This window comes from Rhizobium atlanticum (assembly GCF_030182485.1).
GTDB lineage: Bacteria > Pseudomonadota > Alphaproteobacteria > Rhizobiales > Rhizobiaceae > Rhizobium.
In genome coordinates, this window is the sequence record NZ_JAQJCJ010000017.1 from 97,152 (window position 1) to 119,208 (window position 22,057).

Below are 22,057 nucleotides of genomic sequence, written 5' to 3' on the forward strand. Positions count from 1 at the left end.
ACCAGTGTCGAATGAGAAATCCCGGCGGCTATCAGGCCGCCGGGCTTTATACGGCTGCTTCGGATCAGAAGACCTTGGAGAACTGGTCGATGTTCGAGGCATTATAGACGAAGGGATCGGCCATGGCGGCTTCGCCGTTGTCGCCAACCTTGATCTTGCCCATGCGGCCGGCTTCGATTTCGCTGCCCGGCTTGCCGTCGGTTTCACCCTTGACGAGGCGATAGGCGATCTGGGTGGCGGAGTAGCCGAGGTCGATCGGGTTCCAGATGGCGAATTCCTTCGTGGCGCCCGACTTGATGGCGCCGGCCATTTCGGACGGCAGGCCGAGACCGGTGACGTAGACCTTGCCGACAAGGCCCTTGTCTTCGACGACCTTGGAAGCAGCGAGAACGCCGACCGTCGTCGGAGCGACGATGACCTTGACGTTCGGGTACGACTTCAGCAGGCCTTCGGCTTCACGATAGGACTTGTCCGAGAGGTCGTCGCCGTAAACCGTGGTGACGAGGTTGAGGCCCGGGAAATCCTTGAGCTGCTTCTTCATCTGGTCGATCCAGATATTCTGATTGGTCGAGGTGGTCGTCGCCGACAGGATGGCGAAGTCGCCCTTGCCGCCTTCCAGATGATCCTTAGCGAGCGTCAGGCACATCTTGCCGATCAGCTCGTTGGACGACGGGTTCAGCTGCAGGATGCGGCCTTCGGGTGCAACACCGGAATCCCAGGAAATGACCTTGATGCCGCGCTGGGTAGCCTTCTTCAGCGCCGGAACGAGCGCGTCCGGATCGTTGGCCGACACGGCGATGGCGTCAACGCCCTGAGCGATCAGCGAGTTGATGACTTCGATCTGACCCTCGGCCGTCGTCGAGGTCGGGCCGGTGTAGATTACCTCCACGCCGCCGAGTTCCTTGGCTGCTTCCTGCGCGCCCTTGTTGGCGGCGTCGAAGAAGCCGTTGCCGAGCGACTTGACGACGAGGCCGATCTTGATGTCCTTGGCGCTGGCGGTGCCGGCCATCATGGCGACTGCGAGCGCTACGCCGAGCGCCAGTGTCTTTGCGAATTTCATGTCACTTTCCTCCCATTAAGATTAGACTTCCACACCTCGGCGGCGCCTCATGCGACCGACGAGGAATCCTCCTTCACAAGCTGGGTCACCGGGCTGGCGACGACGAGCCGAACGCCGGCATTCTCGACCATGCGAGCCGCCTCATCGGCAATACCGTCATCGGTGATGACCACAGAAACGCGGTCGAGCGCGCAGAGAATGAGGCTCGACCGGCGATTGAATTTGCTTGAATCCACCATGACGACGAGTTCGTCGGCCTGGTGCATCAGCTTCTGCTCGCTCTGGATGATGAGGGCGTCCGCCTCCATGATGCCGAGCGGGCCGACGCCCTGCGCGCCGATGAACATGCGCCGCGCATAAAAATTGCGGATCGCGTCATTGTCGAAAGGCGACAGGATGAGGCTCTGTTCACGATAGATCGCGCCGCCCGGCACCGTCACCGTGTTCTTGGAATGCTTCACCAGATGTTCGGCGATGGCAAAAGAGTTGGTCATCACCTGCATGCGATGGCCGGCCATGTAATGCACCATCTGGAAGGTTGTGGTGCCGCCATTGATAATGATGGCGTCGCCAGCCTCGCAGAGATCGACCGCGGCGCGTGCAATTGCGCGTTTTTTATCGATGTTGACCGATTCTGAAACCCGGAAGGGGCGGCCGGCGAGATTGCCGAGCTGCGGCGGATGCACCGCCTCCGCTCCGCCGCGGACACGACGGATCTTGCCCTGCACATGAAGAGCCGCAATGTCGCGCCGGATTGTCGCTTCAGAAGCTTCCGTCAATTCGGAAATGTCCTGGATCGTGACGACGGATTTTTCCTGAACGGCGCTCAAGATGATGCGATGACGTTCGCGTTCGTGCATTGGGCTCCTCCTCGTGTCGTATTTATTTCGTATCCGTTAAAAGCTGTCAATCATAAACGATCATAAATTTTCATATTGCGCTGCACAATAATCGAATTTGATCGTTTTCGATTGACAAACCCCATTTTCATGAGCGATACCGGTCAGCGAAAAGGGGCGCGAACTATCGCGTCCCGATAATGATTTCATATGGGAGGATGACATGGCGGCGAACGTCCGGCTTCTGGAAAACCGGTGGGACGAGGGTTACGCGGCAGGCCTCGACGAACCCGGCAAGCTTCTCTATCGCTCAAATCTGCTCGGCGCCGACAAGCGCATCACCAATTACGGTGGCGGCAATACCTCGGCCAAGGTCATGGAGACCGATCCGCTGACCGGCGAGAAGGTCAAGGTTCTCTGGGTCAAGGGCTCGGGCGGCGATGTCGGCACTATCAAGCTCGACGGCTTCGCCACACTCTACCAGCACAAGCTGGAATCGCTGAAGGGAATCTACAAAGGTGTCGAGGATGAAGACCGCATGGTCGGCTTCCTGCCGCATTGCACCTTCAACCTGAATGCTCGCGCCGCATCGATTGATACGCCGCTGCACGGCTTCGTGCCTTTCACCCATGTCGATCACATGCATCCCGATGCGATCATTGCGATCGCCGCCTCGAAAAACTCGCGCGAGCTGACGCAGCAGATCTTCGGCGACGAGATCGGCTGGCTGCCCTGGCGCCGTCCGGGCTTCCAGCTCGGCCTCGATCTCGAAGCCTTCGTCAAGGCGAACCCGAACGCCAAGGGCGTCATACTCGAAAGCCATGGTCTCTTCACCTGGGCCAACGAAGCCAAGGCCTGCTACGAGCTGACGCTCGATATCATCAACAAGGCGATCGAATGGTTCGCCGCTCAGACCGAGGGCAAGACGATCTTCGGCGGCGCGGTCGTGCAGAGTCTGCCGGTTGCCGAACGCCGGGCTATCGCCGCTCGCCTAATGCCCGAAATTCGCGGTCGCATCGGCAAGCAGGAGCGCAAGCTCGGCCATTTCGACGATCAGGACGCCGTGCTCGAATTCGTCAACTCCCGCGACCTGCGGCCGCTCGGCGCGCTCGGCACCAGCTGCCCCGATCATTTCCTGCGCACCAAGATTCGGCCGCTGATCATCGATTTCGACCCGGCCAAACCGGATGTCGACGCGATCGTCGCGGGTCTCGACAAGGCGCTGGAGGATTACCGCGCCGACTACGCCCGCTATTACAACGACTGCAAACATGACAATTCGCCCGCCATGCGCGACGCCAATCCCGTCATCTTCCTGGTGCCGGGTGTCGGCATGTTGTCCTTCGCCCGCGACAAGGCGACGGCTCGCGTTGCCAGCGAATTCTACGTCAACGCCATCAACGTCATGCGCGGCGCCTCGACGGTCTCGGAATATCAGGGACTGCCGGAGCAGGAAGCCTTTGACATCGAATATTGGCTACTCGAAGAGGCCAAGCTGCAGCGCATGCCGAAGCCGAAGAGCCTTGCCGGCAAGGTCGCCTTCGTCACCGGCGGCGCCGGCGGCATCGGCCGGGCGACGGCGGCGCGCCTCGTCGGCGAGGGTGCCTGTGTGGTGCTCGCCGATATCGATCAGGCAGCACTTGAATCGACTGAAGCCGAGTTCGTGAAGAAGTATGGCGCGGACGCCGTGCGCACGGCGAAGCTCGACGTCACCAAGGAAGATGCCGTTATCGCGTCCTTCGCCGAATCCTGCGTCGAATTCGGCGGCATCGACATCCTCGTTTCGAATGCCGGTATCGCCTCGTCGGCGCCGATTGAAACGACGGAACTGTCGACGTGGAACCGCAATATCGACATTCTGGCGACCGGTTATTTCCTCGTCTCGCGTGAGGCCTTCCGCCTGTTCCGCCGTCAGGCGCTCGGCGGCAATATCGTTTTCATTGCATCGAAGAATGGTCTTGCCGCTTCGCCGAATGCGTCCGCCTATTGCACGGCGAAGGCGGCTGAAATCCATCTTGCCCGCTGCCTGGCGCTGGAAGGCGCCGATGCCGGCATCCGCGTCAACACCGTCAATCCCGATGCCGTCCTGCGTGGCTCGAAGATCTGGAGCGGCGAGTGGCGTGAACAGCGTGCGGCCTCCTCGAAGATCGAGGTCGACGAGCTGGAGGAACATTACCGCAAGCGGTCGATGCTGAAGCTCAATGTCTTCCCGGAAGATATCGCCGAGGCGGTCTACTTCCTGGCGTCAGATCTATCGGCGAAATCGACCGGCAACATCATCAACGTCGACGCCGGCAACGTGCAGAGTTTTACGCGCTAGAGCAATTCCGGCAAAAGTGTGCAGCGGTTTTGCGTCCGGAATTGCGCAAGCAAACGGGCAGAGCTACTTCCGGACGATCACCCATATTGCGTGGATGATCCCCGGCACATAGCCGCAAAGCGTCAGCAATATGTTGAGCCAGAAATGCAGGCCGATCCCGACCTGCAGAAATACGCCGAGGGGCGGCAGGATGATCGCAAGAAGAATGCGGATAACGTCCATCGTAGCTCCTGAGTTTTGAAGACATGTAAGCTTTAGAACGCAAACCACGTTCTGTGGTTCGCGACGTGGGAGGAAACAATGGCTGAATTCAGGATCGCACAAGATCTGATCGCGAGTGAAAATGACAAGCGGGCGGCGGCGCTGAAAGCCGACTATGAGGCGTTGGGTGCGACGCTTGATCGGCGCGACGTCGATATCGAGGCGGTGACAAGCAAGGTCAGCGAATTTTCCGTCGCCGTTCCTTCCTGGGGCGTGGGCACCGGCGGCACGCGTTTCGCCCGCTTCCCCGGCGCCGGCGAGCCGCGCGGCATCTTCGACAAGCTCGACGATTGCGCCGTCATCAACCAGTTGACCCAGGCAACGCCGAATGTGTCGCTGCATATTCCCTGGGACAAGGCGGATGCACGGGAGTTGAAGGCCAAGGGCGATGCGCTCGGCCTTGGTTTCGACGCGATGAACTCGAACACCTTTTCCGATGCGCCGGGCCAGGCCCACTCCTACAAATACGGCTCGCTCAGCCATACCGATGCGGCGACGCGCGCCCAGGCGGTCGAGCACAATCTCGAATGCATCGAGATCGGCAAAGCGATCGGCTCCAAGGCACTGACCGTCTGGATCGGCGATGGGTCGAACTTCCCCGGCCAGAGCAATTTCACCAAGGCATTCGAGCGTTACCTCGCCTCGATGACTGACATTTACAAGGCGCTGCCCGACGACTGGAAGCTTTTCTCCGAGCACAAGATGTACGAGCCGGCCTTCTATTCGACGATCGTTCAGGACTGGGGCACCAATTATCTGATCGCCCAGATCCTCGGCCCGAAAGCCCAGTGCCTCGTCGATCTCGGCCACCATGCGCCCAACACCAATATCGAGATGATCGTCGCCCGGCTGATCCAGTTCGGCAAACTCGGCGGTTTCCACTTCAACGATTCGAAATATGGCGACGATGATCTCGACGCCGGCGTCATCGATCCCTACCGGCTGTTCCTGGTGTTCAACGAGCTGGTGGATGCCGAACAGCGCGGCGTCAACGATTTCAACCCGGCCCATATGATCGACCAGTCGCACAATGTCACCGACCCGATCGAAAGCCTGATCAACAGCGCCAACGAAATCCGCCGCGCCTATGCGCAGGCGCTCATCGTCGACCGCAAGGCGCTCGAGGGCTATCAGCAGGACAATGATGCGCTGATGGCCTCGGAAACACTGAAGCGCGCCTACCGCGCCGATGTCGAGCCGATCCTCGCCGAGGCCCGCCGCCGGGCCGGCGGCGCGATCGATCCGATTGCCGCCTACCGCGTCAGCGGCTACCGCAAAAAGGTGGCGGCCGAACGTCCGGCCTCGGTTGCCGGCGGCGGCGGCATCATCTGAGCTGCCGGGCTGAATAAAAGTGTGGTCGCCGGCAACGTGGGGTGAAACGCTGCCGGCAATCGCTCAGGGTTTCCAGGCGCCGGCGATCTGACGGGTTGCGATGTTCAGCCGATTCCAGACATTGATGTTGGCGATGGCGATGACGAGAGCCGCAAGGCTGCGGCCGTCATAATGCCGGGTCGCCTCGTCCCAGATCTCGTCAGGCACCGGGTCGGCGCGGTCGCTGGTGCGGGTCACCGCCTCGGTCAAGGCGAGAGCGGCGCGTTCAGCCTCGCTATAATAGGGAGCGTCGCGCCAGCCGGCGACGGCAAAGAGCCGCTCATCCGTTTCGCCGTGTTTGCGGGCAATGCGCCAATGACCATCGATGCAGACGCTGCAGCCGTTGATCTGGCTGGCGCGCAGATTGACAAGTTCGAGCAGCCTTGGCGAAAGGCCTGTTTCGGTCGGCACCTTGCTGAGCGCATTGAGCGCCTGCATGGCTTCTGGAAGCACGAGGGCGGGATTTCCCATTCTCTCCTGCATGATAGGTCTCCTTGATGGTTTAGGGTGCGACGATCCGCCGGCGCTGTCACACCGGCCCGGTTTCATTCGTCATTGATGTGACGGAACGCAGCGAAGGAATGTGACGGATGAACGAGAATAACTGGCTGGCCGATCAATTCGAAGCCAACCGGGCGCATCTGAAGGCGGCCGCCTATCGCATGCTGGGGTCGCGCAGCGAGGCCGAAGACGCGGTTCAGGAGGCCTGGCTGCGGCTCACCCGCGCGGATAGGACTGACGTCGGCAATCTCGCCGGCTGGCTGACGACGGTGGTGGCGCGCATCTGCCTCGATATGCTGCGTGCCCGCAAGACCCGGCGCGAGGAGCGGCTGGAGACATCGGTCCATGCAGCGATCGCCGATCCGGCCAAGGATCCGGAACGCGACGCCGCCTTCGCCGATTCGGTGGGCGTGGCGGTGCTCGTCGTGTTGCAGACGCTGGCGCCTGCCGAACGAGTTGCCTTCGTGCTGCACGACATGTTCGATCTTTCCTTCGACGAAATTGCGCCGATTATCGGCCGGTCATCCGCCGCCGCCCGTCAGCTCGCGAGCCGTGCCCGCCGTCGGGTGCAGGGCATGGACGAGACGCCGGATGTCGATCTTGGCCGCAAGCGAACGATTGCCGAGGCCTTTCTGGCGGCTTCGCGGAGCGGCGATCTGCAGGCGCTGATTGCGGTGCTCGCCCCAGATGTTGTTTTCCGGCTCGACGCGACGGCGGCGCGTTTCGGCGCCTTTGGCGAAAGGCGCGGCGCATCCGAAGTGGCAGAGTTGTTCAAGGGCCGGGCGCAGGCGGCAGAGATCGCCATCGTCGACGGCGAGCTTGGCTTCGTCGTGCGCATCGCGGGTCAGATCCGCGTCGTGGTGGCGTTTACTATCGCCGACAAGAGGATTGCGGCAATCGAAGCCATCGCCGACCCCGACCACCTTGAACGGCTTGATTATTCAATCCTGCGGGATTGAAATCGCTGGAAAAATCTGCCGCTCCTGGACGGGGAGGGCGGTTGAGAACGAGCGCGCTGCCGCCGTTCCCGTGCGGTTACTGCGCTTCATTCTCTTGACAGCAGTCTCTTCGACTTTATTCTATTATAAGGCTTCATGTACCATAACTATGGAATTTGAAATATGATCATGTCGGGCGACCAGGCGAAAAAGCCGCTTCTCCTCACCAATGTCAGGCCGACGGCTTTCGGTGCGGGCGCATCCGAGGGGGTGATCGACATTCTCGTTAATGCCGACGGCCGCATCGCCCGGATCGGTCCATCGCTTCCAGCCGCTGAGGATGCGACACTGATCGACGGCAAGGGGGCTTTCATTTCGCCGGGCTGGATCGATCTGCACGTCCACATCTGGCACGGCGGCACCGACATCTCCATCCGCCCGTCCGAATGCGGTCTCGAGCGCGGCGTCACCACCCTGGTCGACGCCGGTTCGGCCGGCGAGGCGAATTTCCATGGCTTCCGCGAGTATATCATCGAGCCCTCGCGCGAGCGCATCAAGGCCTTCCTGAACCTGGGCTCGATCGGTCTCGTCGCCTGCAACCGCGTCGCCGAGCTCAGGGATATCAGAGATATCGATCTCGACCGCATTCTCCAAGTCTACGCTGAAAACAGCGAGCACATCGTCGGCATCAAGGTGCGCGCCAGCCACGTTATCACCGGCTCCTGGGGTGTCACTCCCGTCAAGCTCGGCAAGAAGATCGCCAAGATCCTGAAAGTGCCGATGATGGTCCATGTCGGCGAGCCGCCGGCGCTTTATGACGAAGTGCTTGAAATTCTCGGCCCCGGTGACGTCGTCACCCATTGCTTCAACGGGAAGGCCGGTTCGAGCATCATGGAGGACGAGGATCTTTTCAATCTCGCCGAGCGCTGCGCCTCCGAAGGCATCCGCCTCGACATCGGCCATGGCGGCGCCTCCTTCTCCTTCAAGGTCGCCGAAGCGGCGATCGCGCGCGGGCTTCTGCCGTTCTCGATCTCGACCGACCTGCACGGCCATTCGATGAACTTTCCGGTCTGGGACCTGGCGACGACGATGTCGAAGCTGCTGAGCGTCGGCATGCCCTTCGACAAGGTCGTGGAAGCAGTCACCCATGCGCCGGCCTCGGTCATCAAGCTGTCGATGGAGAACCGGCTTGCGGTTGGCGCGCAAGCCGAATTCACCGTTTTCGACCTCGTCGAGTCCGAACTCGAGGCGACGGATTCGAATGGTGATGTCTCGGTCCTCAACAAGCTGTTCGAGCCACGCTATGCGGTGATGGGTGCCGAGGCCGTCGCCGCCAGCCGCTACGTGCCGCGGGCGCGCAGGCTGGTGCGCCACAGCCACGGCTATTCCTACAGGTAGAATCCGCCGCGAGGCGGGGTTCGATCATAAATTCTCCCGAGAGGCCTCAGATGATCGATGGTTCCAGGGATTTACGACAGTCAGTCCCGCCGCCTCGAAGGGGCTTATATCGCGTGTCGCGACAACAAAGCCCTTCGAAGCGGCGATGGCGGCGATATATCCGGCCGGCGTCGGGAAGCCTTCCGTTCGTTCTAGCTCTGACGGCAAGGTCGGCATAATGCCGGGCCGCTCCGACGTCGAATGGCAATACCCGATCCCCAAAGAGTGCTAGTAAGCCGCCAAACATCTCGGTCAGGGCCGCTTTGCGTCGATCGTCCGGTAAGGCGCCGATGCCGAACATCAATTCGGCCAAGGTAACACTCGACAAATACAGCGTTTCCGCGGCTTGCTCGTTGAGCCACGCGCGCACAGCCAAACTGGGCGTCGGTTTCATCATCTCGGAAAGCACATTCGTACGATCATTCAAACCTCAAGGGCTCCGCCGCCGCCCTTTCGCGCAGCTGATCAAGCACCTCGAGATCATCATTGGTCAGCGCCAATTGCCGGCCGAGTTCAGCCAAAGCGTCTCCCATGCGAATGCGCTGCTCGGGCTTTACGGCATTTTCCAGGATTTCGGGCACTTCCGCCTCGGTGCTGCGGCCATGCATCGCCGCCCGGACACGCAATGCGCGATGCACGTCATCGCGCATGTTTCGAACTGTCAGAACGGCCATATTCAGACCCCAAATGCTGTCAGTGACGTCAACATAGATGCAATGCGAGTCAGAGGACAATCCTTCGAGGATCGTGTCGCGTCAGCGGTTGCGCCAACCCATCAGTTTTTCGATCCGCTCCGCAGAATTGCGCACATGCGCCGTATAATGGTTCTCGTCGGAAAAGGCCTTCTGCTCCGGCAGCACGATCGAAATGGTGGCAACGCACTGGCCCTCGCGATCGCAGATCGGCGAGGCGATGCAGGCGACCGCATAATCGGATTCGCCGGCCTGGATCGACAGGCGCGACTCGAAGGCCTTGCCGGCCGCTTCCGATAGGGTGCGCGGATCAATCTCGGCGCGGCCGGTCGGCGACGAGCGGGCGCAGCGTTTGAAAAGCTCGATGCGTTCCTCTTCGGGCAGGTGGCCGACGAGCAGGCGGCCCGACGCCGTCCAGTTGAGCGGCACCCGGGTACCGACGCGCGACGCCACCTGGAAGTGGCTTGGGCCGTCGGCCATGGCAAGCACCAGCATGTAATCGCCGTCACGGCCGCAGACCTGCACGGTTTCGCCGGCCTGGCGACAGAGATCGTGCATTTCGTGAGTGGCGATACTCATGAAATCCAGCGACCGGGCATAGGCAAGCCCGTAATGATAAAGCCGGGCGCCGAGCCAGACCGAGCCATCCGCCTGGCGCGTGAGCATATTCTTTTCGACGAGGTCGTCGACGATGACGTAGACGGTCGATAGCGGCGCCTTTACCGCCTTGGCGATGGCATAGACGCCGGCCGGCGATCCTGTTTCATAGAGATGATCGATCACCTGAAGAGCGCGGTCGATGCCGCTGACGCGGGCGCGGCGCGCGCTCTTGCCGCCGGCTTCGCCGGCAAGGCTCTCATCTTCGGAGTAAACTGCGGGCGATGTCTTTCCGTCCAATTTCATGCACCTCATGAACACTGCGACCATATTACATTACTATGGTACAGCGGTCGCTGTGGCAAATTGCAACATTTTGTAGGTTGATCGTCGGTGCGAATGTGGCGGCGGTGGAGCCGGGAGAGTGCGTGGTTTCCGCATCCGCCGATACCGCCGACCTCATAACAAGCGGTGACGCGCTCCGATGAGGCTGCAGGCTTTTGCCAGCCCCTTGTCCAGCGTGACGAGCGTGGCGTCGCTATCGATTGCGACGGCGAGATGCAGCGCATCACCGGCACGAAGACCGATATTGAACTGTTCGATTATTCGCGCCGCTTCGATGAAGTGCGCCCGCGATATCGGCAGGCATTCGAAGGTCGTCGAACATAGTTCCTTGAACAGCGCCAAAGCTTTGCTGCGATCGGCCGGATCGATCTGTCCGTTTCTCGCCTTGACTCCGACAGCGCTTGAAAATTCGGTTATCGTCCAGCTGCTGACGGCGATCTCGTCGGATCGACGCTCCGCCAGCCATTGCTGCACGTCGTCCGTGCGGGTTTCGACCGTCCATGCGGCGACGAGGACTGGTGTGTCGATGTAAAGCATCAATAACGATTGGTATCGCGCAGATCGCGAATGAAGGTCGCGGAATCGACCGGCTCGGCCGGTGGCTTCATCGAGGCCGTCAATGCTTTCAGCCGTTCGACATCGATCGGTTGTTTCGGCGTCTTCACCGGCACGAGCTGCGCCACCGGCTTGCCATGCCGCAATATCTCGATCGTTTCGCCGGCCTCCACCCTATTGAGCAACTCGCTCAGGTGGGCTTTTGCTTCCGCCAGGTTGACACGTGCCATCATATTGTCCCCGTGACCAATTTTCTGGTCATTTTATTCGGAAAGCGATGTGGCTGCAATGCCGTTGGAACAACCAGCCGCAGCCTGAGTTTGTCCCTCAACTCAGGAGGCTATAATGACGCATTATCCAACACCCCCTTTCCCATCCCAGAAACAGCCCATGCCGGGTTTCACCGCCCAGATGGACCCGGTTCCCGACCATGGCGAAAAAACCTATCGCGGATCCGAACGGCTGAAGGGCAAGCGGGCGATCATTACCGGCGGCGATAGCGGCATTGGCCGGGCAGTGGCAATTGCCTATGCCCGGGAAGGCGCAGACTTGGTAATCTCCTATCTCGACGAGGACGAGGATGCCGACGAGACGAAGCGGCTCGTCGAACAGGCCGGCCGCAAGGCCGTGCTCGTCAGCGGCGATATTCAGGATCCCGCCCATTGCCGGCAAATTGTCGAAACCGCGGTCAAGGAGCTTGGCGGTATCGATATTCTCGTCAACAATGCCGCGCATCAGGCAAGCTTCAAGAGTATCGACGAGATCAGCGACGAGGAGTGGGAACTGACCTTCAAGGTCAATATCCATGCGATGTTCTACCTGACCAAGGCGGCCGTCGCCCATATGAAGCCCGGCAGCGCCATCATCAACACGGCTTCGATCAATTCGGACAATCCGAACCCGACGCTGCTGGCCTATGCCACGACCAAGGGCGCGATCCAGAATTTCACCGCCGGCCTGGCCCAGCTTCTGGCCGACAAGGGCATTCGCGCCAATGCCGTGGCGCCGGGCCCGATCTGGACGCCGCTCATTCCTTCGACGCTGCCCGAAGACAGCGTCAGCAATTTCGGTAAGCAGGTACCGATGAAACGGCCGGGTCAGCCGGCCGAACTGGCCACCGCCTATGTCATGCTGGCCGATCCCTTGTCGAGCTATGTTTCCGGCACGACCATCGCGGTTACAGGCGGCAAGCCAATCCTTTAATGCATGTCGCCCGGAATTGGCGGTTCCGGGATGAAGGCATGCACGGATAGAAGGAGCTGAAGCGCGTAATCACGATCTGGCAGGATGCGCGCTTCAGTCACGGCTTGCCGTAGCCGCCGCCGGTCGGCGTCGTGACGATCACGGCGTCGCCGGCGGCGAGCAGGGCCTGGTCGCAGCGGAGAAAGTTCGAAAAGCGCGGCCTCGTGAAAGGCGCGCGGGCGGGCAAGGAGAAGTTGATCGCCGCCGCTTTCCGGCCACTACGATGAAGCAGCAAGGGCCGCCGCCTCTTTATGACGACAGCCCTTGTCGGGGGCAGGGAGAGATCCCCCGGTGTTCAGGCGGCTTTTTCAGCCGAAGCAGGCAATAGCCGGCAGATTGGCGCGGCTCGTAAGCGCTCCGATCATCTTGCCCACCGGCGTCGGGCGCGATTCGCGTTTCCCGGCGGCCGCTTCCAGGAGTTGCTTGAAGTCTTCGAGCTTCACGCCGTCGGCGCGCAACACCATGGCGATCAGGGGGTCGCGAAGGGCTTCGGATATTGTCAGGTCGTCTCTGGTCTGTCTCATGGCTTGTCCTCCTTTCGTGGGCGGTCGCCCGTGTTCCACATCCGCCGCCAACCCTCTGCGTTGACTTTCGCGGCCTGTGGTGTTACCGGTAAGTAACAATGCTGTTGTTACCGATCGGTCACATTGATGTCAAGGACTTCGTCCGCAAAAAAATCAGAAACTTCGAATGAAATCTCCGCAACCGTTTCAGAAGATCGCATCCCGCCGCGGGAGCGCATAGTCTCGACGGCCGTGGAGCTTTTCCGTGAGCGCGGCATCCGCGGCATCGGCGTCGATGCCATCGCCGATGCCGCCTCGACCAATAAGATGACGCTCTACCGGCATTTCGGCTCGAAGGACGAACTCGTCTGCGAGACGCTGCGGCGTGCCTCCGAAAAGGCCGATGCCATTTGGCGCGATCTGGAGGCCGCTCATCCCGGCGATCCCCGCGCCCAGCTCGACGCCTGGGTGGAGATGCGGGCGCAGTGTCTGAACGGCGAGCCCGCCGGCTGCGATCTCGCCAACGCCGCCATCGAGCTCAAGGGAGAAGGGCATCCCGCCCATGAAATGATCGAGAGGCACAAGGCCGAACAGCGTGATCGCTTGGCCGCGCTCTGTTCGGCAGCCGGTGCGCGCGAACCTCAACTTCTTGCCGATACGCTGACGCTGCTGCTCGAAGGCGCGCGCGTCAGCCGTCAGGCAATGGGCGCCGCCGGCTGTTGCGGCCATTTCGCCAAGGCCTGCCGAGCAGCGATCGCTTCTTTCACCTGATAGACCGGAACCTTACCGCCTCCACACCGTTTTTCCATCACCGGGACGATGTGGAGACCGGGAGATGAACTACGCCTATCTCAAGCGCCTATATGCCAGACGCGCCGAGCTCGAAGCCAAGCTCGAGCTTCACGAGGCACGCTATTGTTTTGGCGAGGAAGAGGTCGATGACGGCACCGACAGCGACCTGCGTCAGCGATTGAGCGAGGTCTCCGAGGAGATCGCCGCGTTGGAGAACAGGTCGACCAGAGCCCTTTCAGGGTAGGTCACCGTAGCTGCAGGTGCTGCCGGATCATTGGCAAAGCCAGGGTCAGGAGCGTCGCGAAAACCATGATGACGCCATAGGGTATCTTCCGGCTCACCCGAATTTCCTCAATGCGCATGAAAAAGGCGAGATGCGCGACGGACAGCGGCACCGGCAGCCGCAGGGCCAGCAGCGTCAAAATGCCGAGCGCGAAGAGCAGCACCGCAAACGGCAGCATTCCGTGCCATCCGATAAAAAGACCGATCGGCAGGAAAAGCTTGGCGTCTCCTGCGCCAAACAGCCGGAACGTCCAGAGCGCTACCCCAAGCATGAACATCAGCAGACCAGCCCCTAGGTCGCCACCAATTCCGCTCGAAGCAAACAGGGCTGCGCCGACGTCCTCGGAGCCAAGCATCACGGCCAGCGCGCGCAGCGCATAAAGTGTCACGAGCGCAAGCACGACTGCGTTGGGGATCTTCCATGTGCGGAAATCTGTCCAGGCGGCGTAGAGAAATAGTAATACTGAAATAGAATTAATAAAAACGACTATGTCTCTCATTGAATCCAACCTTCCTGGGCTATGATAGTCTACTTTCGCGTTCAATTTCACTCAGCTTCGGCGACTTAGGTTGTTTTAGAATACAAATAATATGACTTTTCAATTTAACCATAAAGTATATATGTATATCGCCCACGTATAAAACAATTGACTAAATTAGAATTAACAGAATATTAATATTCCCAGTCGAAGGGGCGGTCTCGACGACTAGTGCCGGGGGAAATACGGCGCACCACTTACCTGGGAGGTAATTCTCGATGAAAGCATTTGTAAATAGCGTACGCGCTTTCGCGCGGGAAGAAGATGGCGTCGCACTCACCGAATACCTTATTCTGCTTGCGTTGCTGGTTGGCGGCGTGATCGGGGCGGTGACACTGGCCGGCACCAATCTCGCTACCGTATGGAACGGCTGGGCAACTTGGTTTACGACCAACCTGACGGCCCCAGCCTGAAGCTGGCATTCGCAGAAGCGAGGGGTTTTGTTAACCCCTCTCTTCTAAATTAGCATCAATGAATGGATGCGCTCCGTCCAGTGTAGCGAGTAACCGCGATGCGTTCTTCAACAATTTTAAGCCTCGTTATTGCATTTGTACTCGCCGCCGCCGCAGTTTTCGGCATGCGCGCGTATCTTTCCGATCAGAAGGCCAAGCTGCTGGCGATGAGCGGCGTAAAGGCGGAGGAAAGGACACTTGTTGTCGCCGCCACTCCGATGCGCTTCGGTGACCGGATCCGATCCGAAAACCTCAGAGCCATTCCGTGGCCCTCTAATGAAACACCCGCAGGCTCATTCGTCAGCATCGAGATGGTCGTCGGCAATGATGCCCAGCCGCGCTATGCCATGGCGGCGATCGACCCTGGCGAGCCGGTTCTATCCTCGAAAATCACCGGTACTGGCGAACGCGCCACTCTGTCGGCGGCGCTGGATCAGGGCATGAAGGCCGTTTCCATTCGCGTCAACGATGTGCTCGGCGTTGCCGGCTTCGTTAGGCCTTCCGATCGCGTCGACGTGCTTCTGACGCGGGTCGTGCGCGGGCAGGCGGGCAACGATCAGACCTTCGTCGACGTGCTGCTGCAAGGCGTCAAGGTCCTTGCGGTGGACCAGACGGCAGACGAGCGCAAGGACGAGCCATCCGTCGTGAAAACGGTGACCTTTGAGGTCACGACCGACGAGGCGCAGCGCCTGACCCTCGGCTCCAGTGTCGGCACGCTCTCGCTGGCGCTTCGCAATGTTGCCTCTTCCTCAGTCGAGCAGACCCGGCCGATCACTGTCGCCGACCTCGGTGGCGGGGCGATGGCGACAGAACTGGGCAAGGATTTGGAAAAGCAGTTGCCAGAACCGGCAAAACAAGTGCAGATTGTGGAACAAAAGGTTGAGCCGGTGTTGCCGGTTGAGCCGAAGTGGGTGACAGTGGGAGTCTGGAACACGACGAAGCGCGAGGAGCACCGAGTCGGCCTGGTCCAGTGATGTTGATGCGGAATGCCGCAGGTGCGGCGAGCCGGATGAGGGGGCTAAAGCAGGCATGGCGAACGGCAAGAGAAAAATCGCGAGGACGAAAAGCCTTGCGGCACTAGCGGCAGTGTTTTCGGCCTGTGTGTGTTTGGGCCCCGGAGTTGCCGGCCGCGCCAACGCACAGGAGAAGTCCATCACTTTAGGCGAATCAGTCCAGCATGTGACCTTGCCTCCGAACGAGACGCTGACGCTCAATACAGGCCAGCCCTTCGGTGATCTTGTCATCGGCAGCGCCGATATGATCGACGTGGTGCCGCTTTCCGACAAGTCGCTGTTCATCCGCGGCAAAAAGCCCGGCGCCACCAATATTTCGGTCTATGGCGACGACAAGTCGCTGCTTGGGGTCATCGACATCCGCGTTGCGAGCGATTTCAGCGAAGTCGCTTCCGCCATTCGCTCTGCCGCGCCCTCGGCTCGGGTCAGGGTTATCAACTCCAACGATCGCATTCGCCTGACAGGCTTCGTCCGTGACGGTATCGAACTGCAGCGGGTGATGGAAATCGCCCAATCCTATTCCGACCAGCCAGTGCTGAACCAGTTGCGCGTCAGTGACAGCCAGCAGGTGATGCTGGAGGTCCGTGTCATCGAAGCCTCGCGCCAGACGGGTCGTGACCTCGGGATCGGTTGGTCCGGCTATGGCAACAACAATCGCATCGGCAAGGCAACGGCCAGCCAGGGGATCACCGTTGATGACAACGGCAACTTGGCCCGTACCCTCCTTGATCCCAAGGGTGCGGCAACGGGTGCGTTGCCCTTCGGCCAGCTGATCGCCAAGGTGTTGGAAATCTCCGGCGGCCACATCGACGTTGTGATCAACGCCCTCGAGCAGAAGGGATTGGTGCGCCGCCTGGCTCAGCCGAACCTCATCGCCATGAGTGGCTCTACCGCCAGCTTTCATGCCGGCGGTGAAGTGCCGATCCTGAAGACGACGAACAACGGCACGACGGTGGCCACAGAGACGGACTATCGCCCATTCGGTGTGCGGCTGACCTTCAAGCCGGTGGTTCTTGATGATGGTCTCATCAACCTGGAGATCGAGCCTGAGGTTTCCGAGATTGATCCGTCGATCAACGTCAACGGCAATCCGGGATTCATCTCGCGCGCTGCCAGCACCACGGTCGCGCTCCGCGACGGCCAGAGCTTTGCCTTGGCGGGCCTGCTGCAGTCGATCAATGCCAAAGACATCCAGCAATTGCCGGGACTCGGGCAGATACCGGTGCTCGGCGCTCTGTTCCGTTCGACGAGTTTCCAGAAGAAGGAATCCGACCTCGTCATCGTCGTCACGCCTCACATTGTGCGCCCGGCCCGCCCGGGTGAGGACCTCTACAGTCCGCTCGATCAGACGCGTTCGTCCAACGACGTCGAGCTCTTCGCGCTCGGGGTTCTGGAAGTCGACAAGGACATGCTCCGACGTTTTCGAAATGGCGTAGGTGTGACCGGGCCTTATGGCCACCGTCTCGACTTGAACCAGGGAGTCCAAGCCGTTGCTACAAAACGCTAAGCGCGTCCTTCTCGTCTTTGCGGTCGCCGGCCTCGCTTCCGGCTGCGCCGACTACATGAACCATCGCGACACGATCACCTTCGGGGTCGGCAACGCCGTGGAAGCAAACAAGGCCATCCAGATCGAGGACCCATTCCCGCCGGAAGCCCAGCGAACCCGAATCGCAAGCGACGGCAAGGTGATCCGCAGGGTGGTCACTCAATATCAGAACGGCGGGCTGGGCGTTGTTCAGCCGTCGCCGGCCATGGGGGCGAATGGGGCCTCCAACGGTGCGATCGCCAGCCAGTAGCTGGCGGAAGGCATGAACGGCGCAGCGCGCCGCAGGGGAAATGCACGAAACGGGGTCATCACGGCGATAGCGCCGTGATGGGGGGACGCCAATGCTCAGCAGGGTTGTCAGACGGTTCTGGAATGATCATCGTGGCTATGTCATCGCCTTGACGCTCATCGCCATGCCAATGCTTCTCGGCTTTTCGCTGCTGGTCATCGATGTCGGCCGCAGCAGCAACCTGCATACCGATCTCCAGAACGCGGTCGATGCGATGGCGTTGGCGGGGGCCCGGGAACTCGATGGCCGCGATGATGCCATTTCGAGGGCGCAGACGGCGATCGAGAAAATCGCCAATAGCGCGGCTTTCTCCGGCGGCGGGACCGGCATGTCGCTTGGCTCGTATATCAGCGTGAGCTATGACGCCGGCAATGATGCCGGAAGCACGGTTACCGTGCTTTTTCTGAAGAGCATCCCGGCCAATGACGATACGCCCATCCCGTCTTCCATGGAAACGACCGTGGCCAGCGAAGCGTCTTATGCCTGGGTCATCGCCAAGCCGCAGGCGATGCAGACGATATTTCCGATGCCGGCTGGCTTCAACCGCGATACGATCAACATTGCAGCCGATGCCGTGGCGGTATACCACGCCAGCGCCTGCGACGTGACGCCGATCTTTATCTGCAATCCATTCGAGCCGGTGGGGAACACGAGTGAAAGCGCCAGCGAAACTGCAGCTGCCGCGTTGCACACCAATTTTGCGGCCGGAAATCTCTACGGGCGTCAAATCGAGCTTCACAGCACCGCGGCGTCCAATCCCGGTCCCGGCAATTTTGGCTTCCTGCGGACCCCTTTGGGCAATGGTGCGTCCGTGCTGGCGGAGGCTCTTGCCACCGGCAATCCCGGTACATGCTACACACAGGACAACCTCGATACGGAGACCGGCGCAAAGGCGGGGCCCGTCGAGGACGGGGTCAATACGCGCTTCGGTTTCTACTCCTCATCGTTCAACAAGGCGAACGGAGATTATCGTTACCGACCTGCGCAGAACGTGCGCTCCGCGCAGTCAATCAGCGGCAAGGGAAAGAAGGGCTGCGATACCTATGCTCCGGTCATGGTCGGATCCGTTGTCGGCGATGCGACCAAGGCTTTGCCGCTCGGCTACGGAGCAAGCATGACCTCGCTTGCCGGCGGCAAGATCAGCAGCGGCAACAATTGGAATTACACGACCTATTGGAATGTCGCGCAGGGCACCGCTGCGCCCTCGGTGAGCACGGTCCTCGGCAACTACTCCAGTTATCCCCCGCAGGCGACCGGAACACCAAGCCAACCCTCCGCTTACGATGTTTATCGTTACGAGCTTGCCAACCCGTCTCTGATCAACCATGCCTCGGCGAATGGCGAAACCGGCAAACCGACAACCGGCGGCCAGTGCTATACCGGCCCGGACCTTTCGAACTATACCGCGGCTGAATATGGTGATCGCCGCGAAATCTTCTCAGCCATCGTCAATTGTGGCTATGAAGCCTCGGTCGGGCATCTGAACGGCCACAAGGCCACGCGCGCGGTCGCCTTCGCGCGCATGTTTCTGACCAAGCCGGCAATTAAGGATTCCGGCGAACGATACCTTTCCCTGGAGATGATCGACATCACCGGCAAGGGCGGACGCGGCACGCTGGACGAATTCCTTCGGGAAGAAGCGGAGCTGGTTAGATGATGGCGCTTCGCAATTTTATCCTGCATCGACTGTGCCTCGGCTTCTGGCGGCGGGAGGAAGGCGCGGTGCTCGCCGAGACGCTGCTCGCGGTCCCCTTTGTGACGCTCTTTGCCGCGGCCATACTGGAGTTTGGCAGCATTTTCTGGCAGCGGATGCAGATCGACGCAGGTCTGCGGGATGCTGGGCGTTACCTTTCGCGATGCCGACCGCTGTCGGGAACTTATGTGCCGACATGCAATCAAGCAACGGCAAAGACGATCGCCTTTTACGGAACGCAGACACCTGCGGCAAACGCTCAACCGCGCGTCCCCGGCTGGAACGACCCTGCCGACATCACCATCAGTGCGCCCGATGCCGACGGGAACATCACCCTTTCCACTGCGCATCTCTATCAGAGCTCGCCGGTGTTCGGCTTTCTTGGAATTGACGCCATCACCCTCAGTTCCTTCCATGAAGAGAGATATATCGGATGGTGATCTTTCGGCGGGTCAAGACATTCTGGCAGGATAGCAGTGGTGTCAGCCTTGTCGAAGCATTGCTGACCTTTCCGATCGTCATGCTGGTCTTCGCCGCCTTCATCGAGTTCGGCTATGCCATGTCGCAGTGGAATCAGACGGTCAAGGCACTGCAGTATGGTGCCCGACTGGCGGCGGTATCAGATCCGCTGACGACCAATTTCAATGCCGTTTTCCCGACCGACGCTGCCGATCCGCTCAACAACGGCAAAGCCACACCGAATAATGCCACGATATCTTCAACTTGCGGACCGGCTCTTGCAAACTGCACGGCGGCATTGAACCGGATCGTCCTGGGAAGCGATGGCGTTTGCAACGCGGGAACTGATCTGCACCCCGGCATTTGCGATCTCAATTGGCGTATCCAACCGCAGAATCTGGTCGTCACCTATCAGCGATCGGGACTCGGCTATTGGGGCCGCCCTGACGGACCCGTGCTGACGATGCGGCTAGAGGTGCGCGACATCACCTTCGATCTGCCGATCCTCGGCGGGCTGTTGGGATTGAACGACGTCACCATCCCGGCCCATCCAGTAACGATCACGACGGAAGACCTGAAGACCTGCTCAACCTGCTGATTCCTTAATTAACGCGTAGGAAAGCGAAAATGACAGCGCACATGAACATTGCCGCATCCGCCAAGATTCTGGTTCTCTCCGACGACGCGGCTGCAGCGAGCTTCATGCTCGATACTTTCGGGTCGCTTTCGCGCTACGATGTCCGCCATTTCTCTCTGAAGGCGCTCGGAGAAAAGGGCCGGCTCGATCCGACGCAGTTCGACCTGATCGTTCTCGACGTCGACAACGGAAGTTTGCTGCAGCAACCGGAGCTCTTCTCGTTTCGCACCGCCTATCGGGACATTCCGCTCGTCGTCGTTTCCGAAGACCTGCCGGACGACATGCTGCGGCTGCTCTTCCGCCTGAACGGCAATGACTGGCTGAAGAAGCCGCTCGAGCGCCGCGCCCTGATCGACATGATTTCGACCCATGCGCCAGGCACCGGGGCCAGCGACAGCCGGGTGCATGCCGTGGTCTCAGCCGTCGGTGGTGCGGGCGCCAGCATGATCGCTTCGTCGCTTGCACATTCGCTGGCTCAGCCGACCAAAAACTCGACGCCGCGGGTAGACCTCTTCGATACGGATTTTTGCTCCGGGGCGCTTGGCTACTATCTCAATCTTGTGAACGACTATGACTTGAAACCGGTCATCGCCAACCCTTCCCGGGTCGATATTGAATTCATCGATCTTGTCCGAAAGCGGCATCCGGGAGGCTTTTCACTGCTTTCCTTCAAGCAGCCGTCAGTCCTTCTGTCGCCGAAGGGCGGTGAACTCGTGCTGCGTATGCTTGATGTGGCCGCCTTCGAGAGCGACCACACGGTCGTCGACGTCCCCTATTATGACACGCCGTGGAAATACGAGGTGCTCACTTCGGTCAACAGCATCTACATCGTCACCGAAATGACGGTCCCTGCGCTATCTCAAGCCAGGGATTTGTTTGCCAATCTGGTACGGCTGCGAGGCAGTTCGGACCAGATATTCATCGTCATCAATAAATACCGCGCCAAGCTTTTCGGCCTCGGCCTGCGCCGACAACAGACGGAGAAGATCTTCAAGGGCATCCCGACGCATGTCATTGCGGATGAGTGGGATACTTTGAGCGAGGCGGTTAACCGCGGTGTGCTGCCGGCTCAGGTGAATTCCCGGGCGCGATTCTGCGGCGCGGTCGGTAAACTTGGAGCATTGGTGCGATGAAGGCGATTGACCGTGGCCGCATAAGGTCCTGCGTCGGCCTTCTGGTTCTGGCCGTTCTGGCCGTTGCCGGGGATGCCGCGGCAGCCGGGCTTGTGCCACGAACCCTGGGGCCGACGACAAGCACCGTGGTGACGATCGAAAAAAGCTACGCGGCTGGAACGATCGTCATCGTCAGCGCGAACCGAACGCTGGATCTCGTCATCTCTGAAGGACGTGCGATCCGTTACAAGATCGGCGTCGGACGTGACGGATTTCGCTGGAGCGGGACCGTCAAGGTCGGACGCAAGGCAGAGTGGCCCGACTGGCGCCCGCCTGCCGAGATGAAGGCGCGCGCGGCCGGACTTCCGGACTTGGTACCTGCCGGACCGCTCAATCCCTTGGGCGCTCGCGGGATCTATCTCTTCAAGGGCGGGACCGACACGCTCTACCGCATTCACGGAACGAACGAGCAGTCGACGGTCGGCGATTTCGCCTCATCGGGCTGTTTTCGCATGAGCAATGCCGACGTCATCGATCTCTATGAGAGGGTGAAAGTCGGTTCCACGGTCATTGTAAAATAGT

Annotated in this window: 27 protein-coding genes and 1 pseudogene; 16 read left to right on the plus strand and 12 right to left on the minus strand. The window is 60.3% G+C overall.

Annotated elements, in window-relative coordinates:
- Positions 1 to 64: 64 nt before the first annotated feature.
- Together rhaS and PH551_RS23365 are read right to left on the minus strand one after the other, a co-directional pair.
- The gene (gene rhaS, locus PH551_RS23360; protein WP_221156450.1) at positions 65 to 1,060 is read right to left on the minus strand and encodes a rhamnose ABC transporter substrate-binding protein; all 996 of its coding nucleotides are present in this window, start codon (positions 1,058 to 1,060) and stop codon (positions 65 to 67) included.
- A gap of 47 nt (positions 1,061 to 1,107) precedes the next feature.
- Positions 1,108 to 1,920 (minus strand): DeoR/GlpR family DNA-binding transcription regulator, encoded by an 813-nt coding sequence (locus PH551_RS23365; RefSeq protein ID WP_285195224.1) that lies wholly within the window; start codon positions 1,918 to 1,920, stop codon positions 1,108 to 1,110.
- Positions 1,921 to 2,122: 202 nt separating this feature from the next.
- Here PH551_RS23365 and PH551_RS23370 point away from each other — a divergent pair, with 202 nt between their 5' ends.
- Positions 2,123 to 4,219, plus strand: a complete 2,097-nt coding sequence (locus PH551_RS23370) for a bifunctional rhamnulose-1-phosphate aldolase/short-chain dehydrogenase (protein WP_285195225.1) — start codon at positions 2,123 to 2,125, stop codon at positions 4,217 to 4,219.
- A 63-nt stretch (positions 4,220 to 4,282) separates the two neighbouring features.
- Here the strand turns inward: PH551_RS23370 and PH551_RS23375 are convergent, their stop codons facing one another.
- Positions 4,283 to 4,441 carry a YqaE/Pmp3 family membrane protein gene (locus PH551_RS23375; RefSeq protein WP_285195226.1) on the minus strand — a complete coding sequence of 53 codons (159 nt, stop codon included), beginning with the start codon at positions 4,439 to 4,441 and terminating at the stop codon, positions 4,283 to 4,285.
- Between the two features lie 78 nt (positions 4,442 to 4,519).
- Here PH551_RS23375 and rhaI point away from each other — a divergent pair, with 78 nt between their 5' ends.
- On the plus strand, positions 4,520 to 5,812 hold the full coding sequence (gene rhaI / locus PH551_RS23380; RefSeq protein WP_285195227.1) for an L-rhamnose catabolism isomerase: 1,293 nt from the start codon (positions 4,520 to 4,522) through the stop codon (positions 5,810 to 5,812).
- Positions 5,813 to 5,875: 63 nt separating this feature from the next.
- On the opposite strand, the gene PH551_RS23385 is transcribed toward rhaI, so the two are convergent.
- Positions 5,876 to 6,334 (minus strand): carboxymuconolactone decarboxylase family protein, encoded by a 459-nt coding sequence (locus tag PH551_RS23385; protein ID WP_085781091.1) that lies wholly within the window; start codon positions 6,332 to 6,334, stop codon positions 5,876 to 5,878.
- 107 nt (positions 6,335 to 6,441) lie between these two features.
- Between PH551_RS23385 and PH551_RS23390 the strand changes: the two genes are divergently transcribed.
- Together PH551_RS23390 and PH551_RS23395 are read left to right on the plus strand one after the other, a co-directional pair.
- Entirely contained in the window at positions 6,442 to 7,311 is an 870-nt protein-coding gene (locus PH551_RS23390; RefSeq protein WP_285195228.1) for a sigma-70 family RNA polymerase sigma factor, read from the plus strand.
- Between the two features lie 168 nt (positions 7,312 to 7,479).
- Entirely contained in the window at positions 7,480 to 8,688 is a 1,209-nt protein-coding gene (locus PH551_RS23395; RefSeq protein WP_285195279.1) for an amidohydrolase/deacetylase family metallohydrolase, read from the plus strand.
- Between the two features lie 24 nt (positions 8,689 to 8,712).
- Here PH551_RS23395 and PH551_RS23400 read toward each other — a convergent pair.
- The 5 genes and pseudogenes from PH551_RS23400 to PH551_RS23420 form a co-directional block, all read right to left on the minus strand.
- Positions 8,713 to 9,124, minus strand: a pseudogene (locus PH551_RS23400) (PIN domain-containing protein).
- Between the two features lie 22 nt (positions 9,125 to 9,146).
- A complete protein-coding gene (locus tag PH551_RS23405; RefSeq protein WP_285195229.1) occupies positions 9,147 to 9,401 on the minus strand; it encodes a FitA-like ribbon-helix-helix domain-containing protein in 255 nt (84 codons plus the stop codon).
- A gap of 81 nt (positions 9,402 to 9,482) precedes the next feature.
- Complete coding sequence (locus PH551_RS23410) at positions 9,483 to 10,322, minus strand: IclR family transcriptional regulator (protein WP_285195230.1); 840 nt, start codon at positions 10,320 to 10,322, stop codon at positions 9,483 to 9,485.
- Between the two features lie 153 nt (positions 10,323 to 10,475).
- Complete coding sequence (locus PH551_RS23415) at positions 10,476 to 10,898, minus strand: type II toxin-antitoxin system VapC family toxin (protein ID WP_285195231.1); 423 nt, start codon at positions 10,896 to 10,898, stop codon at positions 10,476 to 10,478.
- Positions 10,898 to 11,146 carry a type II toxin-antitoxin system Phd/YefM family antitoxin gene (locus tag PH551_RS23420; protein ID WP_085781292.1) on the minus strand — a complete coding sequence of 83 codons (249 nt, stop codon included), beginning with the start codon at positions 11,144 to 11,146 and terminating at the stop codon, positions 10,898 to 10,900. The genes PH551_RS23415 and PH551_RS23420 overlap by 1 nt, the downstream gene beginning before the upstream one ends.
- 115 nt (positions 11,147 to 11,261) lie before the next feature.
- On the opposite strand from PH551_RS23420, the gene PH551_RS23425 reads away from it, so the two are divergent.
- Positions 11,262 to 12,119, plus strand: coding sequence for an SDR family oxidoreductase (locus tag PH551_RS23425; RefSeq protein ID WP_285195232.1), 858 nt, complete (start codon positions 11,262 to 11,264; stop codon positions 12,117 to 12,119).
- 97 nt (positions 12,120 to 12,216) lie between these two features.
- On the opposite strand, the gene PH551_RS23430 is transcribed toward PH551_RS23425, so the two are convergent.
- Both PH551_RS23430 and PH551_RS23435 read right to left on the minus strand, forming a co-directional pair.
- Entirely contained in the window at positions 12,217 to 12,393 is a 177-nt protein-coding gene (locus PH551_RS23430; RefSeq protein WP_157131511.1) for a hypothetical protein, read from the minus strand.
- A gap of 73 nt (positions 12,394 to 12,466) precedes the next feature.
- Positions 12,467 to 12,682 (minus strand): hypothetical protein, encoded by a 216-nt coding sequence (locus PH551_RS23435; protein ID WP_285195233.1) that lies wholly within the window; start codon positions 12,680 to 12,682, stop codon positions 12,467 to 12,469.
- A 126-nt stretch (positions 12,683 to 12,808) separates the two neighbouring features.
- Between PH551_RS23435 and PH551_RS23440 the strand changes: the two genes are divergently transcribed.
- Together PH551_RS23440 and PH551_RS23445 are read left to right on the plus strand one after the other, a co-directional pair.
- Positions 12,809 to 13,432, plus strand: coding sequence for a TetR/AcrR family transcriptional regulator (locus tag PH551_RS23440; RefSeq protein WP_285195234.1), 624 nt, complete (start codon positions 12,809 to 12,811; stop codon positions 13,430 to 13,432).
- A gap of 64 nt (positions 13,433 to 13,496) precedes the next feature.
- Positions 13,497 to 13,697 (plus strand): hypothetical protein, encoded by a 201-nt coding sequence (locus tag PH551_RS23445; protein WP_285195235.1) that lies wholly within the window; start codon positions 13,497 to 13,499, stop codon positions 13,695 to 13,697.
- Position 13,698: 1 nt separating this feature from the next.
- On the opposite strand, the gene PH551_RS23450 is transcribed toward PH551_RS23445, so the two are convergent.
- Positions 13,699 to 14,235, minus strand: a complete 537-nt coding sequence (locus tag PH551_RS23450) for a prepilin peptidase (protein ID WP_285195236.1) — start codon at positions 14,233 to 14,235, stop codon at positions 13,699 to 13,701.
- 257 nt (positions 14,236 to 14,492) lie between these two features.
- On the opposite strand from PH551_RS23450, the gene PH551_RS23455 reads away from it, so the two are divergent.
- From PH551_RS23455 to PH551_RS23495, 9 genes are all read left to right on the plus strand, one after another.
- Complete coding sequence (locus PH551_RS23455; RefSeq protein WP_285195237.1) at positions 14,493 to 14,687, plus strand: Flp family type IVb pilin; 195 nt, start codon at positions 14,493 to 14,495, stop codon at positions 14,685 to 14,687.
- Positions 14,688 to 14,785: 98 nt separating this feature from the next.
- Entirely contained in the window at positions 14,786 to 15,700 is a 915-nt protein-coding gene (gene cpaB / locus PH551_RS23460) for a Flp pilus assembly protein CpaB (RefSeq protein ID WP_088392444.1), read from the plus strand.
- A gap of 55 nt (positions 15,701 to 15,755) precedes the next feature.
- A complete protein-coding gene (locus PH551_RS23465) occupies positions 15,756 to 17,246 on the plus strand; it encodes a type II and III secretion system protein family protein (RefSeq protein ID WP_097600795.1) in 1,491 nt (496 codons plus the stop codon).
- Complete coding sequence (locus tag PH551_RS23470) at positions 17,230 to 17,535, plus strand: hypothetical protein (protein ID WP_285195238.1); 306 nt, start codon at positions 17,230 to 17,232, stop codon at positions 17,533 to 17,535. Before PH551_RS23465 ends, PH551_RS23470 begins: the two co-directional genes overlap by 17 nt.
- A 91-nt stretch (positions 17,536 to 17,626) precedes the next feature.
- Complete coding sequence (locus PH551_RS23475; RefSeq protein ID WP_285195239.1) at positions 17,627 to 19,231, plus strand: TadE/TadG family type IV pilus assembly protein; 1,605 nt, start codon at positions 17,627 to 17,629, stop codon at positions 19,229 to 19,231.
- Complete coding sequence (locus tag PH551_RS23480) at positions 19,228 to 19,707, plus strand: TadE/TadG family type IV pilus assembly protein (RefSeq protein WP_183701141.1); 480 nt, start codon at positions 19,228 to 19,230, stop codon at positions 19,705 to 19,707. Before PH551_RS23475 ends, PH551_RS23480 begins: the two co-directional genes overlap by 4 nt.
- A complete protein-coding gene (locus tag PH551_RS23485; RefSeq protein WP_285195240.1) occupies positions 19,701 to 20,324 on the plus strand; it encodes a TadE/TadG family type IV pilus assembly protein in 624 nt (207 codons plus the stop codon). Before PH551_RS23480 ends, PH551_RS23485 begins: the two co-directional genes overlap by 7 nt.
- Before the next feature lie 29 nt (positions 20,325 to 20,353).
- A complete protein-coding gene (locus tag PH551_RS23490; RefSeq protein WP_285195241.1) occupies positions 20,354 to 21,496 on the plus strand; it encodes a pilus assembly protein in 1,143 nt (380 codons plus the stop codon).
- Complete coding sequence (locus PH551_RS23495; RefSeq protein WP_285195242.1) at positions 21,493 to 22,056, plus strand: L,D-transpeptidase; 564 nt, start codon at positions 21,493 to 21,495, stop codon at positions 22,054 to 22,056. The genes PH551_RS23490 and PH551_RS23495 overlap by 4 nt, the downstream gene beginning before the upstream one ends.
- Position 22,057: the final 1 nt, after the last annotated feature.

Excerpts from the sequence above, each read along its gene's own strand:
- PH551_RS23375 (WP_285195226.1), bottom strand. The coding sequence starts at position 4,441 with ATGGACGTTATCCGCATTCTTCTTGCGATCATCCTGCCGCCCCTCGGC.
- PH551_RS23410 (WP_285195230.1), bottom strand. The coding sequence starts at position 10,322 with ATGAAATTGGACGGAAAGACATCGCCCGCAGTTTACTCCGAAGATGAG.
- PH551_RS23370 (WP_285195225.1), top strand. The coding sequence starts at position 2,123 with ATGGCGGCGAACGTCCGGCTTCTGGAAAACCGGTGGGACGAGGGTTAC.
- PH551_RS23465 (WP_097600795.1), top strand. The coding sequence starts at position 15,756 with ATGGCGAACGGCAAGAGAAAAATCGCGAGGACGAAAAGCCTTGCGGCA.
- rhaS (WP_221156450.1), bottom strand. The coding sequence starts at position 1,060 with ATGAAATTCGCAAAGACACTGGCGCTCGGCGTAGCGCTCGCAGTCGCC.
- PH551_RS23445 (WP_285195235.1), top strand. The coding sequence starts at position 13,497 with ATGAACTACGCCTATCTCAAGCGCCTATATGCCAGACGCGCCGAGCTC.
- PH551_RS23405 (WP_285195229.1), bottom strand. The coding sequence starts at position 9,401 with ATGGCCGTTCTGACAGTTCGAAACATGCGCGATGACGTGCATCGCGCA.
- PH551_RS23365 (WP_285195224.1), bottom strand. The coding sequence starts at position 1,920 with ATGCACGAACGCGAACGTCATCGCATCATCTTGAGCGCCGTTCAGGAA.
- cpaB (WP_088392444.1), top strand. The coding sequence starts at position 14,786 with ATGCGTTCTTCAACAATTTTAAGCCTCGTTATTGCATTTGTACTCGCC.
- PH551_RS23420 (WP_085781292.1), bottom strand. The coding sequence starts at position 11,146 with ATGGCACGTGTCAACCTGGCGGAAGCAAAAGCCCACCTGAGCGAGTTG.
- PH551_RS23415 (WP_285195231.1), bottom strand. The coding sequence starts at position 10,898 with ATGCTTTACATCGACACACCAGTCCTCGTCGCCGCATGGACGGTCGAA.
- rhaI (WP_285195227.1), top strand. The coding sequence starts at position 4,520 with ATGGCTGAATTCAGGATCGCACAAGATCTGATCGCGAGTGAAAATGAC.
- PH551_RS23440 (WP_285195234.1), top strand. The coding sequence starts at position 12,809 with ATGTCAAGGACTTCGTCCGCAAAAAAATCAGAAACTTCGAATGAAATC.
- PH551_RS23390 (WP_285195228.1), top strand. The coding sequence starts at position 6,442 with ATGAACGAGAATAACTGGCTGGCCGATCAATTCGAAGCCAACCGGGCG.
- PH551_RS23455 (WP_285195237.1), top strand. The coding sequence starts at position 14,493 with ATGAAAGCATTTGTAAATAGCGTACGCGCTTTCGCGCGGGAAGAAGAT.
- PH551_RS23385 (WP_085781091.1), bottom strand. The coding sequence starts at position 6,334 with ATGCAGGAGAGAATGGGAAATCCCGCCCTCGTGCTTCCAGAAGCCATG.
- PH551_RS23485 (WP_285195240.1), top strand. The coding sequence starts at position 19,701 with ATGGTGATCTTTCGGCGGGTCAAGACATTCTGGCAGGATAGCAGTGGT.
- PH551_RS23475 (WP_285195239.1), top strand. The coding sequence starts at position 17,627 with ATGCTCAGCAGGGTTGTCAGACGGTTCTGGAATGATCATCGTGGCTAT.
- PH551_RS23495 (WP_285195242.1), top strand. The coding sequence starts at position 21,493 with ATGAAGGCGATTGACCGTGGCCGCATAAGGTCCTGCGTCGGCCTTCTG.
- PH551_RS23435 (WP_285195233.1), bottom strand. The coding sequence starts at position 12,682 with ATGAGACAGACCAGAGACGACCTGACAATATCCGAAGCCCTTCGCGAC.
- PH551_RS23395 (WP_285195279.1), top strand. The coding sequence starts at position 7,480 with ATGTCGGGCGACCAGGCGAAAAAGCCGCTTCTCCTCACCAATGTCAGG.
- PH551_RS23480 (WP_183701141.1), top strand. The coding sequence starts at position 19,228 with ATGATGGCGCTTCGCAATTTTATCCTGCATCGACTGTGCCTCGGCTTC.
- PH551_RS23490 (WP_285195241.1), top strand. The coding sequence starts at position 20,354 with ATGACAGCGCACATGAACATTGCCGCATCCGCCAAGATTCTGGTTCTC.
- PH551_RS23450 (WP_285195236.1), bottom strand. The coding sequence starts at position 14,235 with ATGAGAGACATAGTCGTTTTTATTAATTCTATTTCAGTATTACTATTT.
- PH551_RS23425 (WP_285195232.1), top strand. The coding sequence starts at position 11,262 with ATGACGCATTATCCAACACCCCCTTTCCCATCCCAGAAACAGCCCATG.